The following is a 17,246-nucleotide window of genomic DNA, read 5'->3' as shown; positions in this document are numbered from 1 at the left end:
AATGAAGGATTAAATCTTTTAATAGATGATCCATTAGTGAACCTCAGGAACTGGGGGGATAGCACGGTAATTCTACTTTCGTGGGAAAGTACCAGCCCGTGAAGTAAGAATCCTCGACCTCTTACAGGTCGAGGTAGTTCAACAATTTTCCCCATAAGATAAATATTAGAATAATCTAATCAACTATTATGATAAAGTGGCCATACACCAATTATTCCAAAACAAACGGGAATATTCTGAATTACTTCCCATTTGAAAAGCCGAGAGCCCACCAGCTTGAGGCAATTTCAGAAATACTTGAAGCGATTGAAAGGGGATACAGGTATATAGTTCTTGAGGCAGGAACAGGAACGGGCAAATCCGCAATAGCTGCAACCATTGCAAGAATGTTTGACACATCATATATCCTTACTATTACAAAGCAGCTTCAGGACCAGTATGCAAGGGATTTTCCGGATTTCACTGTTGTCAAAGGAAGATCCAACTTCAGATGTCGGATGTCCGATTGCATGTGCGATGAGGGAAAGTGCATTATGGAATCCCACATCTGCAATTATCGCCTGAAGGATAAGGTCACACGGGAAAACACCTGCGAATATTATTACCAGAAATACCTGGGTCTTAACAGTGATGTTGTAATTGCCAACTATCCCTACATGTTTTTGGAGCTTAATTATGTTGAGGATTTCACAAAAAGGGATTTGATGATTTGCGATGAAGCCCACAACATTGAATCAATGATAATGAACCAGCTGAAACTGGAATTTACCAGATCAGACCTTAAGGAATATATAGGATTCAACCTCTCAAAATCAAGGGTGAACACACTGGAAAACGGGGATTGCAACACTTGGATTTCATTCATCGAGGATGTAACCGAAAGGTTTGAAGGGGAACTTGAAAAAATCAGGCATCTTGAAAGAAACACAAACGTTTCAAGAAGGATTCTTTTCATGAAAAATCAGATTTCAGACTGCAGGCGTTTCATCTCACAGATTTCGCTTCATCCCAATGAATGGATATTCGACTATGACAGAAAACTCGGAATTGCACAGTTCAAACCTTTGAAGGCTGACGGATATGCACGTGACACACTTTTCAGATACGGCGATGTATGCGTATTCATGAGCGCAACCATACTTGACTATGAGCTTTTTGCAGAGTGGCTGGGTCTTGAAGTCGATGAGATTTATCCGATAAGGTGTCGAAGCCCATTTGACATATCCAGAAATCCGATAATGACATGCAACAGGTTCAACATGACTTTTGACATTCTAAAAAAGACCGCCCCCAGGACAATCAAAACAATAGAATCTATTTTAAAAAGGCATGAGTCTGAAAAGGGGATAATACATACAATATCAAATCAGTGCAGGGACTTTCTCATGGAAAGCATAAACAGCGAAAGGCTGATTACCCATGACACAACCGACAGGTCGCAGGTGCTTGGGCAGTTCAAAAACTCAGACATGCCACTGGTGCTGGTTTCACCGTCAATGAATGAGGGTGTGGATCTTCCGGGGGATGAATGCAGGTTTCAGATAATCTATAAGATTCCCTATCCTGATTTGTCAGACAAGCAAACTCAGCTCAGGGCTTTGGAAAACAGCAGATGTCTTGACTACCGGACATGCCTTGCACTTGTTCAGACTCATGGAAGAGGCATGAGATTCAGTGATGATTACTGCAGAACATATGTATTGGACAATCGTTTCATGGGATATGTCTACTCAGATATGATTTCCAACCAGTTTCTTCCGGACACTTTCAGAAATGCCATAGACAGGCTCTCAAACCAGCCTATAATGTCCGTTACAGACTCTCCTGAAAAACTTGAACTCATTGAGAAGGGTGACAGTTATCTTGAAAACGGGGATTATGATGAGGCGATACGCTATTTCACCGGCCTTAAAGGAAATGACCTTTTTGCAGACGACTACAGAATTTACCTGAAGCTTGCCGATGCCCTTGATGGAGCATTTCTTTTTGAAGCAGAAATTAAAGTGATTAGTGATTTTTTCAAATCCGGAATCTATTGCACCTCAAAGGAGCTTCAGCATTTCAGGGACAGACTGATGAAGCTTGACAGACAGGGATATTTCGACTATGACTCAAACATTGAAACTCTGGAAAAGGAATTTTTTAAAAGGGCACTGGTCAATTAATGATGAATATTATTTGAGTGTTTTGAAAATTATTTTAAAATCACTAAAAAACATCCTATAATATAGTAATATTTTTTAATAACATTAGATATATTTTAAACCAGTAAGGTGATTGAATGCCAATATGTCCGACATGCGGTAAGTTTGTAGAAGATGGTGTTGAAACTTGTTCCTGCGGAACCAAATTCATAGTGTCTGATGAAGAAAAGATAAGAAGGAAATTTCTTGAAGAAGAAATTCTTGTTGAAAAATACAGGGAATATGAATCACTGTCAAAAGAGGCATATGAATCTGAAAATTATAAAAAGTCACTGGAGTATGCCCAAAGGGCAATTGATCTGAATCTGGGTTCAGATGCCACCATGAAATATGTCAAGGGAAAATCCCTCTATATGCTCAACAGGTTTTATGACTGTATAAGGTGCTTTCAGGATTATATAGAGGAGTATAAGGATTCATTTTACAGATTTTCAAATATTTCCGGTGCTTATCATTGGAAAGCAAGAGCCCAATGGCAACTGGGAGACGGTTTCGGTTCCATCAAGAGTTATTATAAGGCAATTGATTTTGTGGACAAGAAAAACGGATCTGCAGACTACAAGAACAAAATCAGATTCCAGATTAGAGAGGAAAAGCAGTACGTAATCAATTCATCCAAGGGTTTGGGAATTACAAATCCGAAATTGGGAAACATTGAATATGAAACTCAGGAAGCCCTTGAAAAGTTTGGTGAAGACCTCAACTGCACTATGCAGAAATTATATGATGCAATTGATGAGGTTGAAGACGAAGACGTGAAATATTCCTCAATAACCCTTGATGGTGACAGGGTATGTGTGATTTTTGAGAAGGCAGATTCTACAATAGAAAAATATTTTGACGGAACAGATACACTGAAAGACTGATAACATGGCAAACCACAAACACCTTCGAACTGTCATTGAAGACATTCATGCAAATGATGACAAGCTTACAAAGGATCTTCTTTTAAAACTTATTAATGAATTCAAATATTCAAATTTATTTATTCCTGCAAAAAGGGAAAACGATACATTGAACTTTATTATCTATGATGATGAGGATGCCAAAATCACCCCACTGTTTACAGATATGGAGGAGTTCAGGAAATTTTACATCGACGATGACATCCAGATTCTTCAAAACTCCTTTGAGCTTTATCAAAATATCATAAAGACAACTGACATTGAAGGTTATATCCTCAACCCTGCTTCTGAAAAGTATCTTTTCACAGACAAGTTCATCCTGGGAATTACAAACCTTCCGAAAACCAACTTCTTTTCATCAAATCCCTACAGCGAAGATGAGCTTAAGGATTTAAATGACAATATAGATAACTCAGAGCTTGAAGACTTCATATCAAAAAGAGAGAATGTTGGATATTATGAGGGACTGTTTGAAAAGATTTCATCATCCACAATGCTTACTCTGATGCTTTCTCCAAGCGACCTTTCAGGATATTCTAAAAATGGAATAATTTCAATGCAGTCAACAGGACCGATGGCCCAGATGTATGTTGACCGCATTGGGGGTGAATATGCATGCATGTTTACCTCTCACGAAAAGATGGAAAGCGTAAACACGGATTACCATAAGTATACACAGATTGTAAATGTCGCCACACTCGTAAACTTTGTGCTGAGTGAGGATATGGACGGCATCATAATCAATCCCGAAAGTGACAATGTTTTAATTCCAAGGTCAGAACTTCTGAAGTATTGTCTGGGTTTTGAAAAGTTTGCAAATGACGAGAGGCTTTCAACATCAATATATTATCTTTTTTAAGATGGGTGCATGCTCAAGGTTCCACCTCAAACATGCACATGTCATCTCCCATAGAGTAACACAGAATCTCAGTAATTTTCACAGGAAATTTAAAGTAATTATGGAATATTGTCTCGAACATTCCTATTTCCAAATAACATTCAGGTTTTCCGGTCTTTTCCAATTTTGATGATTCAAAGTTATCTCTACAGATTATTTGGAGGTTATTTTTAACGTCAAAGCTTAAGAAACCCAAGTTGTTTTCTGCCCAATATTTTGAAATATTGAAAAGAAAGTCGTCAAATTCATCTTCATACACCCGTGAGAAAATGTACTCTCCAATATAGTTACCAATCGATTTTAAAATGGGATTCATTTCTATTCCGTATTCGGCAAGAATGCTTTTGAAGGAATGGGTCAGCATTAAGGAATATTCGATATTGCCGTCTTTAATGAAATTGTTTATCAGATTTTTGGTTTTGTTGCTACCTATATTTCGGGAATCGATACTGCCAAGCATCTTGGAGTTCAGATAGAATATCTTTTTTCTGTTGTCATTTGGATCAGCTTTGTATTTTACTATTCCTTCTTCTCTTAAGCCTTTTAAGTGCAGTGACACAGTTGCCTTGGATTTGGTTGTGTTTTTGACTATTTCTTCGAAGTTCATTTCGTTTTCGCGAAGCAACTTCAGTATTTCATATTTCATCGGACTTTTGATTATGTCTATATTGACCATCTTTTGATTTTCACTTTTTTTGTTTAAAAGTATCTGTATCGGGTTAGACATTGTCATGACTGAATCCTCCAATTAATTGGTAAAGTTATTTTAGTGCTTTAATAGTATTTAAATATTTGGAATTTTCCTAAAATTTAGTTTTAACTAATATTGACAATCTATTTAATAAAAAACTAATTTTAAACTAATTTTTATATTTTTTAAAGATTTTGTGAGAAAAAATTTGCAGATGTTTATATATTTCTCTCGCCTTGGCGGAAAAATTAAAAAAATTTTAATAGTCACAAAAGGTATACTATTAACCATGTCTGAATTATCAGAGTTAATTGAAATTAACAAAAAAATAGTAAAGCAAAATGCAGAAATCATTCATCTTTTAAAAAAGATTGCTGGTGAAGAAGAATATGTTGAGATGAAGCCGCAGGGTGAGGAATTCATTGATGAAGCGCCTGAAATGGCTTTTGATGATCTTCTGGATACCAGTCCCGATGTCGGTGAAGTTTATTTCATCGATGAGGATGAGGACATATGCAGACTTACTGTCAAAAATAATGAAAATAGAGTAGATAATCTGACAGGTTCAACAATTCCTACCAACATTGCTTGTCAGGAACTTGTAGCAAATAAATCCATTGAACTTAATCAGCCGATTTCAGAAGCTACAGTTATACTCAACCTCGAACAATCTGATAATTTGCCGAAAAAATTGAGGATGTGCTACGAGCATGGGGCAAAAAAGGTATACCTTCCATGGTCATCAATGACTCAGCTGATAGGTGCTCCCGATACACTTATGAAACTGCTGAAGCTTGACTTCTACAGAACAGACGAGATGCTTCTCGAAAAGGTGTTTAACTTAAGTGATTGAAATGACAAAATACTGTCCTAATTGTGGAGAGTCATTGGTTGACGATGCAAAGTTCTGCAAAAGCTGCGGCAAAAATCTTGCTAACGTTGCACCTTCAAAACCCTCTTCAAGACCCCAGTCACAAAGTTCACATACACTGGCAATAGTTCTGGGATATGTCTTTTCAGTCCTGATTCCGCTTGTTGGAATAATATTTGCGATATACCTTTTCACCCGAAGGGATTCCTCAAGCGCCAGGATACACGGAACTGTCATCATAATTATTGCAGTTGTAATATGGATTTTAGGATTTCTGTTTGCATAGGTTTTACTGAGTGATAACATGAGTGCTTTTAGTGAGCTTGAAAAATATGTTGAAATCGATACGGAAAAAATCAGGATTCTTGAGACTGTGCGTCCCGTCCAGAATAGGTTATACTCAAAAGGGGTTGAATATGACTTAATGGAATGCAATGACATCAGCTTTGATTTGGAACCAAAGCGTAAAATGTCTAAATCCGAACCGGAAAAGACATGTCCGAAATGCGGCAAAAGATTTCCTTGCCATGTGATTTACTGTCCGGACTGCCTGCAGACACTTAAGGATGTCAGTGATCATGTAAACGTGAAGGACATAAAAGAAAATCCCAAAATCGAATTTAGAAGATTACACAGTTCAGACAACATACTGACCGATGAATGCTATGATGCAATCCAGAATTTTGATTTTTCAATAGATGATTTCAGAGAGATAACCCATTCAATTAAATCTCAGGCATTCAAAAACCTTGCCAAAATGGTAAATGATTATTCGATTGACCTCGCCAGCATGGAAGTTCTTGACAGGGTTTTATTGTTTGCAAAGTCATTCGTCAGTGTGGAGTTCAAATCCTACGGAGGGGAACTCGGATACTTCGAGTTCAACAGGATATATGTCGATGACAGGCAGCGCAGGTCCCTTCAGATTACAACAGTGATTCATGAGCTGGCCCACTTTCTTTTAAAGGAGATTCTGGTTCATGTCACATGCCACATACTTGATATCAACAAAAACAAGCATGTCGAATCAGTGATTGTATATATATTGAGCAATTCAATCTTCAACAGCCTGATTGACGAATATGCTGCTCATACCGTTGAAGGAAGATTCACTGTATTTGGATATCAGGACTATTCATCATTCACTGCACTTCAAAATGAGCTCGAAGCCGAACATGTTGACATTGCAAAGACAATAGGCAATACATTTGCAATATATATCAAGGATATCATGGAGGGATTTCTTGACTGGGATTTGAGGGATGAAATCAAAGAGGAATTTTTAAATGATACCATAGAAGAGCCTGATTATGCTCAGTTACGCTTTGAAAACTGCAATAAATTATCTGATGAGGGTTTTATAAAAGCATTATGGTTAATATTATCAGAAGGTTTTCAGGATGCAGATATGGAAGTTATCGAGACCTATATGGAAAATTTTTAAAATGTCTGATTTTGGAAAATTGCACGCGAATAAAAAATAACTTTATTATATAACAAAATACAAAGGTATAAACATGAATGTAAAAGATAAATTGCTTAGCATGGAAAAAAGGTTTGCTGAAGAATATTCCAGAGAACCTATAGAAAACGTTGAAGACTTGCTTGTAACATTCATATTCAAGTTTCAATTTTTCGAACCTTGCAAATATTTATCTGAAGATGACGAATGGATTACCTTCCTTTTGATGCCTGCAAATGACATCTCAGGAGGCCAAATCATGACCGTCAGAAAAGATGATGTTGTTAGTTTCGGAATATTGGATGAAAAGAATGTAACTGACCTAAGTTCTTTATTAGGTAATAAAGACGAACCTGAGAGTTTATATCAATGAACGAACTGGAAATATGTCCAGACTTCGACGTTGATGAACTTACGTTAAAAATCAACAGCATAATGTCCAGGTGGTCGATCCATCTTCTGGATATCAACGGCCCCGACTGGGCAATATATGACTATGAAATGAATTTGAAATATCATATTCATTTCAATGTTGATTTTTACGATCTGGAAACCAGAATAAAACTTGAAGACTTAAAACTTAATATAATCCATCACATTGAATCCCTTAAGGATGAAACCTCATACAGGGACAATCTGATAAACATCGTATTTTTAGATTAAAAAAAGAAAAAAAGTAGAATTAAAATTAATTAATTCTTGTATTGTAATATCTTACGCCATCCTTGTCATATGTGTACCATCTGTTGACGCCTTCATCGAATTTTTCACCGATAACATCAACGTATGAGTCAGATTGAGGATTGTACACTTTATATGTTTTGTTGGATGCATGGATTGTGTTGTTGTCTAATTTGGAATTGTCACCAACAACTGTATCATTTGTATTGTTTACATTCTTTTTCATATCACCGATACTGGTGGTGAAGTTTGAAGTGATATTGTCAGTAGCGTTGCGCACTTCCTTAAGCGGATTAGAAAGGCTGAAAGCTGCTACTGCAAGTACAGCAACTACCAGTACTACTATCACAATTAGTAAAATATTTTTTCTTTCCATAATTTCACCTAAATAAATATATATTCCTTTTAGTATTTAATCACTAACATCATAGTCATCAATTATGATATAATTGAATTGAGGATGTTTGGATTTGATTTTTGACATTATCTCCTCTTTTACCCTTGCCCTGTCGGCGTCGAAGTCGACAATCATGTCAAAGGTTATGAGATTCTGGTCTTCATATACAATAAATCCATGAATTTCAAGGATTTCATCGTACTCAGAAGCTATGTTTTCAAGTTCGCTGCGTATATGTGAGTATTTGTCATTTCTTGCATATATTCCAATAGTAAGAACTATGGAAAATTCGTTGTAAATCTTTGCGGTAATCTGACGACTTAGGTTTTGAATTTCAAGTGCAGTCAAATTTCCATCTAATTCAACATGAACTGAACCCTGCATGTCCTCAGGACCGTAGTTGTGAAGGCTCAGGTCATATGCCCCATAGACTTCTGGAACTTCACAGATGGATTCCTTGATTTTTCTTGACAGTTCGGAATCCACCCTTGCACCAATCATGCTGTCCAGGGTTTCCCTGAGCATGTCAATACTTGCTTTGATGATTACGATGGAAATGATTACTCCCAGAATTCCTTCAAGGGATATGTGCCAGAGAATGGATATGATAGCTGCAACCAATGTTGAAAGTGAGAGAATTGCATCAAAGAAAGCATCGCTTCCGGAGGCAACAAGTGCCTGTGAGTTGATGTCCTCCCCGACCTTTTTTACATATCTTCCAAGGACAAATTTCACTGCAACCGCAACGGCAATGATGACAAGTGAAACGGTAGTGTAGGAAGTCACATCAGGATTAAATATCTTTGGCCAGGATTCCATAAGCGCAGTAATTCCCGCCCACAGTACTATGGCTGCGATAATTACTGATGAAAAATATTCAATCCTGCCGTATCCGTAGGGATGGTTCTTGTCGGGAGATTTTCCTGCAAGTTTTGTCCCGATGATTGTGATAATTGATGACAGTGCATCGGTAAGATTGTTGACAGCATCTAAAGTGATAGCAATTGAGTTAACGAGTATTCCAATTGTTGCTTTAAATGCAACCAGTATCAGGTTTACTACAATGCCTATGATACTTGTTTTTACTATTTTGTCTTGTCTTGACATATATTCTAATATATTTAAGTTAATTGATAAACCTTACTAAGATATTTAAACCTTAAAGGCCAATATTATAAATGAATAATTACTTTGGGAGAAATTTTTTATGAATTACTTAGTTGTTGGTGCTGGAAATGCAAGCAGGCCCGTTGCAAGATTGCTTAATTACTTGGGCCATAAAGTCATAATGACAGATTTAAAAGAAATGTCTGAATTCAAACCTATCTATCAAACTTGGCTTCATAAGATGGGTGATGAGGGAGTTGTTCTCGATTTGAAAAATCCCGAACCAACCCTTGACGGTATTGATGCGGTATATATGCCGCCTACCCTACCGAGCACTGCACCGATTGCAAAGCTTATTGCACAAAGTGATGTTGAAATACTTACAAACGAGGAATTTTCACAAATGATAAATGACCTCTTGCCTGTGGATGTAATAGGAATAACAGGATCAATGGGTAAAACCACTACAACAACTCTTATAGAATGCGTATTCAAAGGTGCGGGATACAGGACATGGACATGTTCTTCACTTGCAAACAATCTGGTTTCAGAAACAATAATTGACGGAATCGTTACCGGAAAGGTAGATGAATGTGATATCGCTATATTTGAACTTCCTCACGGTTCCCTTGGTCTTCTTGACAAACTGAACATAAAAATAGGAGTATTGTCCTATCTCACTCCCGAACATTTAAATGAGTTTGGAGGCTCCTATGAAAAATACCAACAACGAAAACTGATTATGCAGGACATAAGTGAAACATTCATTGCAAATGCCGAATGCAAGAATGAAAGTGATGCATTAAGGGATGATACAATCTACTATGCACTTGACAAGGATGTCGACTTCAGCGGAGTCATGGGTGATGGTGAGATTACCATTTCATACGGTGATGAGGAATTTACCGCACCATTCAACATGATGAGCTACTTTTTTGAAAATGCGGTCGGAGCCGCAGCCGTAGGAATAAATTACGGAATATCACAGGAAGATATCATCAAGGCACTGTCCGAGTATAAGGGCATATCAGCACATATGGAAGATTTCGGAGAAATGAACGGAAGAAAAGTAATAATCGATGCTGCATTCCTTCCGGACGGTATCAGAACAACTCTCGACTATTTTGAAGGCCAAACACTTGTTGTGTTTTTGGACCATTTCGATACATCATGGGTAAGGGACAAAGAAGAGGTTGGTCATATCCTTGATGAATACGACAACATCAAGGCGGTTCTTGCAAGCGGATTCGATGAATCCATACAGAAAGTGGAGATACATATAGCTAATGAAATCCTTGACGCAATCACCGAACACGACATTGTTAAGGTTGCAACAGAATCCCTTGAAGAGGCAGCGGCACTCTCCTTCAAGTACTCAGAACCAGGAGATATCATACTTCATATGGGACCGCTCATATCATTTGACCGTGAAAATATTGTAAATAAAATTAAGATAGGACTTGAGGACGGGAGAAAAAGGTATGAATAAAAATAAGACAGTTGGAGTCATAGGTGTTTGCGGAGCAAATGGGAATCTTATTGCAAGAATCCTCAGGGAGAGGGGATACAATGTAATCGGAACAGACCTTTCATTTAAAAAGGACTGCAGATTCGCAAAATCTCTTGACGGATATGACATTGAAGTCTACTACGGCAAGACTCCCGATTCATTTTTCAAGAAGGTGGATTATGTAATACCTCCGGCAAGTCTGTCCAAGGATGCTGAAATACTTAAAAGATGCACAAAACCAATAATAGAACTTGAAGAGGTCATACAAAAAATCAGCACAGAAAAGCCTGTTTTCGGAATTACAGGAACAAACGGCAAAACAACATCAACAACCCTTCTTAAAAAAATAGCTTACGATAACGGCATCATGCCTGCAGAGCATGATCTGGAAGGAATGCAGGGGAATGCTGAATTCATCCCTATCCTTCAGGCAAGATTGCATGGTGATGTCGCAATACTGGAAGTCGGAACTTTCGGCGTTCCAGGAACAGTATCAAGAATTGTTAAAAACACTTCTATGAATGCAGGTCTTATAACAAACATCACCCCTGACCATTTAAATGATCTTGGAAGCTTCATTGACTATGCCAATGTCAAGGGTGAGTTCATTTCCGAGCTTGGAGACGGACCGCTGATTGTCAACGGCCATGACCCGACCATTATGGGACTGCTTCGTGAACTTGACTACGAGGGCGAAGTAATTACATTCGGAGTGTATGAGAAACCCCAGTCAGTCGGCATGAAGGAATGTGTCTGCGGAGAGGAAATCAAGGTCAAGGAAATAATTTCAGGATGCGGTTTTTACTTCTGCAAATGCGGACTTACAACTCCTCAGGCAGACTACATCGCAACAAATGTGGATTTGAAAAACAGAACATTTGACCTTCACACCCCCGACCAGAAACTGACTGTAAAGATGGGAATAGATGGTCTTCATAACGTATATAATGTGGTCGGAGTAATCATTGCTGCCCATAAGTTCCTGAAACTTCCTTATGAAAAGATACTTCCTAGTGTAGAGAGTTTTTCAGGTGTGAGCGGCAGAATGGAGGAAGTGGGAAAGGTCAAAGGCAAGGACATATTTGTAGATTACGCCCATAATCCGGCAGGCGTTGAAACTGTACTTCGGGAGTTTAAAAAACTATTTGGAGACTTCACATGTGTAATAACTGTTTCATCCGAATCTGGGTACGTCGGAGACAGGCACATTTTTGAAAGCGTTTTGAAGTTCTCGAAGTTCGTTGTGCCCTCTTCAACCGCTTCAAAAAAGATAGCGATTGAAATGTTAAGGGAAGATCCGGAACTTAACGACAGAATTTTCTTCAACCATCTGGGTGAATTCAAAAAGACAGGAACCCTTGGAGCCTCCAGAGATGAGGTGAGGGATTCGCTTAAGATGGCACTGAACCTTGACTGTGAAATGGTAATAGCTGTAGGTGAAGCGGCAACCAAATTCAAGGACCTGATTTTTGAACTGTAGGTGTTTTATATGCAGCGTATTAAATATTATGATACTTTAAGGTTTTTGGCAATATTCGGAGTAATAGCTTTGCATGTATTCCAGACATGGCCGAATGCAACTGTAATGAACATAAGGATTGACACATTTTCAGAAATATTTAAGTTTGCCGTGCCTGTTTTTCTAATGATAAGTGGAGCTTTGCTTTTAAACAGGGATATTGCCCTTGATGATTTTTTCAAACGTAGATTTGCAAGACTCACTTATCCGTTCATATTATACCTTATTCTGTATGCTGCCGTGCTCTTTATTCTTATGAGTTATGTGACAGGATTCGGAGCATTGTCAAAATGGCTTGTAAAGATACCTTTCCAGTATAACTGGTACTTCTGGACAATTGCAAGCCTTTATCTGGCCGTTCCTGTTATCAACAAGTTCGTTAAGCATTCCTCAATAAGGGAGATTGAATACTTCATTGCAGTAGTGCTTGTAGGATCCATATTCTATCAGGTCACTCTTCTTTTGAAAATGGTCCATTACATTGATTTGAACCTTTTCATATCTCCGATAGCATATCTGATTTTGGGATATTGGCTTTCCCGTAAGGACTTCAAATTAAGCACAAATAAAATAATTACAATTGCCGTGATTTTCTTTATAGGTTCCACTCTCTTTAAGATGTCAGGACATGTATTTCATATTCCTATGCAGCTTATAGAAAACTATGAGGCAACACGTTCCATGATTCTTGCATCATACATAGATATGGGATTCATGCAGATTGTGCAGGCGTCATCACTCTTTGTCATATTGAGATATCTCTATGAGTCAAAGGATGGAATTTATTCAAAAATCAGAGGATTTTTGGAAAAAGCTTCAATAAACAGATTTATCCTGTCTGTAAGTATGGCAAGCTACGGAATGTATCTCTTCCACCATACCCTTATAGAGCCTTTAAGGGTGGCTGTCAGGAAGATGCCAATGACAGGTTTTGAAATTTGCTTGTCCATAGTTGTTTTGTCAGTTGTATTTTTCATTGTTTCATGGATAGTCGTGCTGATTATCGACAGAATCCCTTTGATTGGAAGATTTTCAGGATACCATTAATCCATTCAAATAATACTTAAATAATAAATTAAACATATTAATATCCATGTCTCATAAAAATACTAAAAAAAGGATTTTTTATTATGACTTTCTAAGATGCATTGCCATAATATTCATTATTGCATGTCATGTTTTTGCAATATATGTTAATAAAAAAAGTATTTTTGGAACAAATCTATGGTTATTTTCAATGTATTTCAACACTTTGAGGGATGTTGGTGTTCCATTATTTGTTGCCATAAGCGGGGCATTGCTTTTAAATAGAAGGGAAACAATAGGTAAATTCGTTAAAAAAAGACTTACGAGGGTTGTTATTCCTTATATATTTTGGGCAGTAATGTTCTTTTTCTTTGTATTGATCTGTGTCAAATTCAATCTTCATTATCCGAAGAATATAACTGCCGCAAGCCTGCTTCCTTGTGTATTCAATATAAATCCGCAAGCTCCTGCCGTATACCTGTGGTTTGTGCCGATGATTTTGATAGTGTATATCTTTGTATTTATTATAAATAAGATAAATGAAAAATATCCGTCAGTTTTTAAAATTGCGTTAATTTTAAGCATTATTTCAATTATTCTGTTAAATCTTGATATAATTTCAGTCAAAAAACCATTTACTTATCCGTTCTTCACCTGCTTTGCAGTGTTCGGGTATTATCTGGCCAATACGGATTTCACAGTCAAAAAATTGAGGATTAATGAAAATAAGTTGACAGTGATATTTTTTGTCCTCACTATTGTGATTTATACTGTTCAGGTATTGATCAATGCATCAATGTCTATAAGTTCTAAATCATTTACACATCTAGACCAATTCAGTATCGTGAATATAGCCGCCTTGATTTCATTGTTCTTATTTGCCAGATACTTCTCTGAATCCACTGGAATATTTAAAAGGGCATATGATAAAATTGAATCAAGCAAATTGGGTGAAGCAATCTTTTCAATAAGTATTACAAGCTATGGAATTTATCTTGTCCATATGATTATTCTGGCATTGCTTAAAATCTATACCAAACACTGGGACAAAGTGATAGGAAATGCAGGATATGCGATAACATTACTGGTACTTACTGTTGTTATCTCATGGATAATAGTTCTTGTTTTAGACAGGATTCCATATGTCAGATATATTTCCGGTGCGGGATAATTTTCATTATCCTTTTTTTTATTTTTTTTTGATTACTTTTTTTAAATCTATTATAATAGTGTAGTAGATAGGTATATAAAACTTGATGTAGAATATATTAATGTATAATAATTTATTTGGTGATGTTGTGAGTAATTTTAAATTTTCAATAGTCATGTTCATAACTGATATGGACAGAATATTCGAACAATCTATTGAATCTATTTTAAAACAAACTATCGGTTTTAAAGATAATATTCAACTTATTTTTATAAACAACAACTGTCAGGACAATTCCCTGAACATATGCAGGGATTATCAGAGGAGATATCCTGATAATATTGTAATCATTGATGAGGAAAACCCTTCAAGGAATTTGGCATTCGATTATATTGACGCAGAGTATGTGAATTTCTTCAATATTCATGAAAGATATTCCGATAATGCATTAAAGGAGATATATTCATTTTTCAAAAAATACGATGATTTAGACATAGTTACAGTGCCTATGTATAACCTGGAAAGTGATAGGCCGCACAAGCTGAATGCAAAATTCAATTTAAATGTAGAGGTTATAGACCTGATTGAAAATCCGACAAAAATTCACCCTTTCCTGAATTCATCATTCATCAGGAAAGAAACATTATCAAATCACAGGTTCAATGATGACCTGCTTATTCAGCAGGAATCAAATTTTATTTACAGTATCTTCATGGACAATCCGAAATTCGGACTTCTCAAAAAGAATAATGTTGCATACTATTATATGATACCGACCGAGCAGTTCCCCGAAAGCCTGGATGAAAATCCGCTTAAAAGGGAAATACTTGAAAGTTTCATATATGATTATTGCTCAGACCTGATTGACCGCTCAGTTGAAAAATACGGCTGTGTGCCTGAATTTATTCAGTCCATAATGGTTTATGAAATCTGTAAAATATGTTTCGTCAAGGAATTAAGGGACATATATGATGAGCAGGAACGAAAACAGTTCATGAAGGCATTACTGAATATTTTAAGCCTTATCGATGAAACATCAATATACAGGACACCTCACATAACATTCTACCAAAAGAGATTTCTGGTTTTCCTTAAACACAATGATTTCTCAATATATATAGATGAGGAGAACAATCTCAATATCATGTGCAAGGAGTATTATATCAACATCCTGAACAAAAAGCCGATAATAATTGATTATGTGGAAAAAAAGCAGGGCTTTTTAAACATCAACGGGTATTTCAGAAGCAATTCATATAATGAATGCATCAGCGTTGAAGCGATAAAGAAAAGCGGTGCAAACACAACAGTTTTTGAAGGCAAGTTCAACGATTATGAAACATACAGACCTAACATGGTTTTCATGGACATTGCGTGGGAGTTCTATTATAACTTTGACTTCAATATTCCTCTCGGGGATGATGAGGACTGTGACGTTAAACTCAGACTTAACTTCCAGGAAGGGGATGTCAGTTATTCATTCTATCCTGAACTGAAATTCAGTACATACTGTAACCTGTCCGTTTTCAGCCATTATTATGTAAAGGACAACAAGATTGTAATTTTCAGAAACAATTCAATTGACGTAATACCGTTTTCATTTAAGAAGATGCTGAGATTGGAATCAAGGTCAGTCTTTAAGATATTCAGGACTTCAAGAAAACCTCAATTCATGTACAGTCTTTTTATCAGATTGCTGTTCTTTTTAGCATATCCTTTTATGAGAAACAGAAGAATATGGCTTTTCAGCGACAGACCGGAACATGCCGACGACAATGCAAAGCATCTGTTCAGCTACTGTGTCGATAATGATGACGGAGTTGAAAAGTACTTTGTCGTTGACAAAAACGTCCCTGATTACAAGGTCATGAAAGGCATCAGCAAAAACGTTTTAGGATTCAAGACATTAAAAAACAAGATCTATTACCTTTACGCTGAAAAGATTATTGTAAGCCACATTATCGATAAGTTTGCAAATCCTCTGGCTTACCGTAACAAAGCGCTTTACTGTGGTCTTGCAAGCAGTGACAAATACTTCCTCCAGCATGGAGTTATTGAAGGTGACCTGTCCGACAGGTTAAACAAGCCTATGAGAAACCTGGCAATGTTCTTGACAAGTGCAGATATGGAAAGGGATTCCATTATCTACAATCACAATTATAATTTCAAGCCTGAAAGGGTTCCTGCATTGGGATTGCCTAGGTTTGATACCCTAACCAATGAGGATGTAAAAAAGCAGATATTATTCATTCCTACATGGAGATCATACATTAAGGGTGAGGAGTCACTGATCAATTCCGAATATTACATTCAAATAAAAAACCTTTTAAACAACGAAAGGCTACTGAAAAAACTTGAGCAAACAGGCTACAAGTTTATTTTCAAGCTGCACCCTGAAATGTATCCGTATGCTGAATATTTCAAGTCAGAACATGAAAATGTCATCATTTCCGAGGCGGAATACTATCAGGAGTTCTTCAACAAGTCATCAGTCCTTATTACAGACTATTCAACTGTGGCGTTTGATTTTTCATATCTCAAAAAGCCGGTCATATATTACCAGTACGCCGACGAGTACCATTACAACAAGGGATATTTTGACTTTGATGAACTTGGTTTTGGAGATTTGATAACCACCGAAGAGGATTTGATTGACAAAATCTTCTATTATATCGACAACGACTGCAAGATGGAGGATAAATATGTCAATAGGGTTGAGACATTCTTCAAGCATACCGATAAGAACAACAGAAAAAGAGTGTATGAATGGATATTGAATGATGAATAAATATAATTATTCGTAAATTATTATAACTATTAAAGAG

General features: G+C 36.8%; 16 protein-coding genes. 13 read left to right on the top strand and 3 right to left on the bottom strand.

The window, feature by feature from the left end:
* Window positions 1–188: 188 nt before the first annotated feature.
* From Q0P94_RS02565 to Q0P94_RS02555, 3 genes are all read left to right on the top strand, one after another.
* The gene (locus Q0P94_RS02565) at window positions 189–2,165 is read left to right on the top strand and encodes a helicase C-terminal domain-containing protein (RefSeq protein WP_295113502.1); all 1,977 of its coding nucleotides are present in this window, start codon (window positions 189–191) and stop codon (window positions 2,163–2,165) included.
* A 116-nt stretch (window positions 2,166–2,281) separates the two neighbouring features.
* Complete coding sequence (locus tag Q0P94_RS02560) at window positions 2,282–3,070, top strand: tol-pal system YbgF family protein (RefSeq protein WP_295113500.1); 789 nt, start codon at window positions 2,282–2,284, stop codon at window positions 3,068–3,070.
* Window positions 3,071–3,074: 4 nt separating this feature from the next.
* On the top strand, window positions 3,075–3,968 hold the full coding sequence (locus tag Q0P94_RS02555) for an SseB family protein (protein WP_295113498.1): 894 nt from the start codon (window positions 3,075–3,077) through the stop codon (window positions 3,966–3,968).
* A gap of 13 nt (window positions 3,969–3,981) precedes the next feature.
* On the opposite strand, the gene Q0P94_RS02550 is transcribed toward Q0P94_RS02555, so the two are convergent.
* The gene (locus Q0P94_RS02550; protein ID WP_295113496.1) at window positions 3,982–4,740 is read right to left on the bottom strand and encodes a V4R domain-containing protein; all 759 of its coding nucleotides are present in this window, start codon (window positions 4,738–4,740) and stop codon (window positions 3,982–3,984) included.
* A 247-nt stretch (window positions 4,741–4,987) separates the two neighbouring features.
* On the opposite strand from Q0P94_RS02550, the gene Q0P94_RS02545 reads away from it, so the two are divergent.
* From Q0P94_RS02545 to Q0P94_RS02525, 5 genes are all read left to right on the top strand, one after another.
* A complete protein-coding gene (locus tag Q0P94_RS02545) occupies window positions 4,988–5,551 on the top strand; it encodes a hypothetical protein (RefSeq protein WP_295113494.1) in 564 nt (187 codons plus the stop codon).
* A 1-nt stretch (window position 5,552) separates the two neighbouring features.
* Window positions 5,553–5,855, top strand: coding sequence for a zinc ribbon domain-containing protein (locus Q0P94_RS10500; protein ID WP_367270195.1), 303 nt, complete (start codon window positions 5,553–5,555; stop codon window positions 5,853–5,855).
* Between the two features lie 18 nt (window positions 5,856–5,873).
* On the top strand, window positions 5,874–7,013 hold the full coding sequence (locus Q0P94_RS02535) for a hypothetical protein (protein WP_295113490.1): 1,140 nt from the start codon (window positions 5,874–5,876) through the stop codon (window positions 7,011–7,013).
* Window positions 7,014–7,086: 73 nt separating this feature from the next.
* Window positions 7,087–7,404, top strand: coding sequence for a hypothetical protein (locus tag Q0P94_RS02530; RefSeq protein WP_295113488.1), 318 nt, complete (start codon window positions 7,087–7,089; stop codon window positions 7,402–7,404).
* Window positions 7,401–7,694: a hypothetical protein gene (locus tag Q0P94_RS02525; RefSeq protein ID WP_295113486.1), complete on the top strand. Its 294-nt coding sequence runs from the start codon at window positions 7,401–7,403 to the stop codon at window positions 7,692–7,694. Before Q0P94_RS02530 ends, Q0P94_RS02525 begins: the two co-directional genes overlap by 4 nt.
* Window positions 7,695–7,719: 25 nt before the next feature.
* Here the strand turns inward: Q0P94_RS02525 and Q0P94_RS02520 are convergent, their stop codons facing one another.
* Together Q0P94_RS02520 and Q0P94_RS02515 are read right to left on the bottom strand one after the other, a co-directional pair.
* Window positions 7,720–8,088 (bottom strand): hypothetical protein, encoded by a 369-nt coding sequence (locus tag Q0P94_RS02520; RefSeq protein WP_295113484.1) that lies wholly within the window; start codon window positions 8,086–8,088, stop codon window positions 7,720–7,722.
* Window positions 8,089–8,124: 36 nt separating this feature from the next.
* Complete coding sequence (locus Q0P94_RS02515) at window positions 8,125–9,216, bottom strand: cation diffusion facilitator family transporter (protein WP_295113483.1); 1,092 nt, start codon at window positions 9,214–9,216, stop codon at window positions 8,125–8,127.
* A 100-nt stretch (window positions 9,217–9,316) separates the two neighbouring features.
* Between Q0P94_RS02515 and Q0P94_RS02510 the strand changes: the two genes are divergently transcribed.
* The 5 genes from Q0P94_RS02510 (at window position 9,317) to Q0P94_RS02490 (ending at window position 17,209) form a co-directional block, all read left to right on the top strand.
* Window positions 9,317–10,705 carry a Mur ligase family protein gene (locus Q0P94_RS02510; RefSeq protein WP_295113481.1) on the top strand — a complete coding sequence of 463 codons (1,389 nt, stop codon included), beginning with the start codon at window positions 9,317–9,319 and terminating at the stop codon, window positions 10,703–10,705.
* Window positions 10,698–12,206, top strand: a complete 1,509-nt coding sequence (locus Q0P94_RS02505; protein ID WP_295113480.1) for a Mur ligase family protein — start codon at window positions 10,698–10,700, stop codon at window positions 12,204–12,206. The genes Q0P94_RS02510 and Q0P94_RS02505 overlap by 8 nt, the downstream gene beginning before the upstream one ends.
* A gap of 9 nt (window positions 12,207–12,215) precedes the next feature.
* Entirely contained in the window at window positions 12,216–13,292 is a 1,077-nt protein-coding gene (locus Q0P94_RS02500; RefSeq protein WP_295113479.1) for an acyltransferase, read from the top strand.
* Window positions 13,293–13,338: 46 nt separating this feature from the next.
* Window positions 13,339–14,442 carry an acyltransferase gene (locus tag Q0P94_RS02495; protein WP_295113476.1) on the top strand — a complete coding sequence of 368 codons (1,104 nt, stop codon included), beginning with the start codon at window positions 13,339–13,341 and terminating at the stop codon, window positions 14,440–14,442.
* Window positions 14,443–14,569: 127 nt separating this feature from the next.
* Window positions 14,570–17,209, top strand: a complete 2,640-nt coding sequence (locus Q0P94_RS02490) for a CDP-glycerol glycerophosphotransferase family protein (RefSeq protein WP_295113474.1) — start codon at window positions 14,570–14,572, stop codon at window positions 17,207–17,209.
* Window positions 17,210–17,246 lie beyond the last annotated feature (37 nt).

Source organism: uncultured Methanobrevibacter sp., assembly GCF_946184425.1.
Lineage (GTDB): Archaea > Methanobacteriota > Methanobacteria > Methanobacteriales > Methanobacteriaceae > Methanocatella.
This window is presented reverse-complemented; position numbering and strand designations above follow the sequence as displayed.

What these genes read in the sequence shown, in the direction of transcription:
- Q0P94_RS02565 (WP_295113502.1), top strand. Translation starts at nt 189, where the DNA reads ATGATAAAGTGGCCATACACCAATTATTCCAAAACAAACGGGAATATT.
- Q0P94_RS02560 (WP_295113500.1), top strand. Translation starts at nt 2,282, where the DNA reads ATGCCAATATGTCCGACATGCGGTAAGTTTGTAGAAGATGGTGTTGAA.
- Q0P94_RS02555 (WP_295113498.1), top strand. Translation starts at nt 3,075, where the DNA reads ATGGCAAACCACAAACACCTTCGAACTGTCATTGAAGACATTCATGCA.
- Q0P94_RS02550 (WP_295113496.1), bottom strand. Translation starts at nt 4,740, where the DNA reads ATGACAATGTCTAACCCGATACAGATACTTTTAAACAAAAAAAGTGAA.
- Q0P94_RS02545 (WP_295113494.1), top strand. Translation starts at nt 4,988, where the DNA reads ATGTCTGAATTATCAGAGTTAATTGAAATTAACAAAAAAATAGTAAAG.
- Q0P94_RS10500 (WP_367270195.1), top strand. Translation starts at nt 5,553, where the DNA reads ATGACAAAATACTGTCCTAATTGTGGAGAGTCATTGGTTGACGATGCA.
- Q0P94_RS02535 (WP_295113490.1), top strand. Translation starts at nt 5,874, where the DNA reads ATGAGTGCTTTTAGTGAGCTTGAAAAATATGTTGAAATCGATACGGAA.
- Q0P94_RS02530 (WP_295113488.1), top strand. Translation starts at nt 7,087, where the DNA reads ATGAATGTAAAAGATAAATTGCTTAGCATGGAAAAAAGGTTTGCTGAA.
- Q0P94_RS02525 (WP_295113486.1), top strand. Translation starts at nt 7,401, where the DNA reads ATGAACGAACTGGAAATATGTCCAGACTTCGACGTTGATGAACTTACG.
- Q0P94_RS02520 (WP_295113484.1), bottom strand. Translation starts at nt 8,088, where the DNA reads ATGGAAAGAAAAAATATTTTACTAATTGTGATAGTAGTACTGGTAGTT.
- Q0P94_RS02515 (WP_295113483.1), bottom strand. Translation starts at nt 9,216, where the DNA reads ATGTCAAGACAAGACAAAATAGTAAAAACAAGTATCATAGGCATTGTA.
- Q0P94_RS02510 (WP_295113481.1), top strand. Translation starts at nt 9,317, where the DNA reads ATGAATTACTTAGTTGTTGGTGCTGGAAATGCAAGCAGGCCCGTTGCA.
- Q0P94_RS02505 (WP_295113480.1), top strand. Translation starts at nt 10,698, where the DNA reads ATGAATAAAAATAAGACAGTTGGAGTCATAGGTGTTTGCGGAGCAAAT.
- Q0P94_RS02500 (WP_295113479.1), top strand. Translation starts at nt 12,216, where the DNA reads ATGCAGCGTATTAAATATTATGATACTTTAAGGTTTTTGGCAATATTC.
- Q0P94_RS02495 (WP_295113476.1), top strand. Translation starts at nt 13,339, where the DNA reads ATGTCTCATAAAAATACTAAAAAAAGGATTTTTTATTATGACTTTCTA.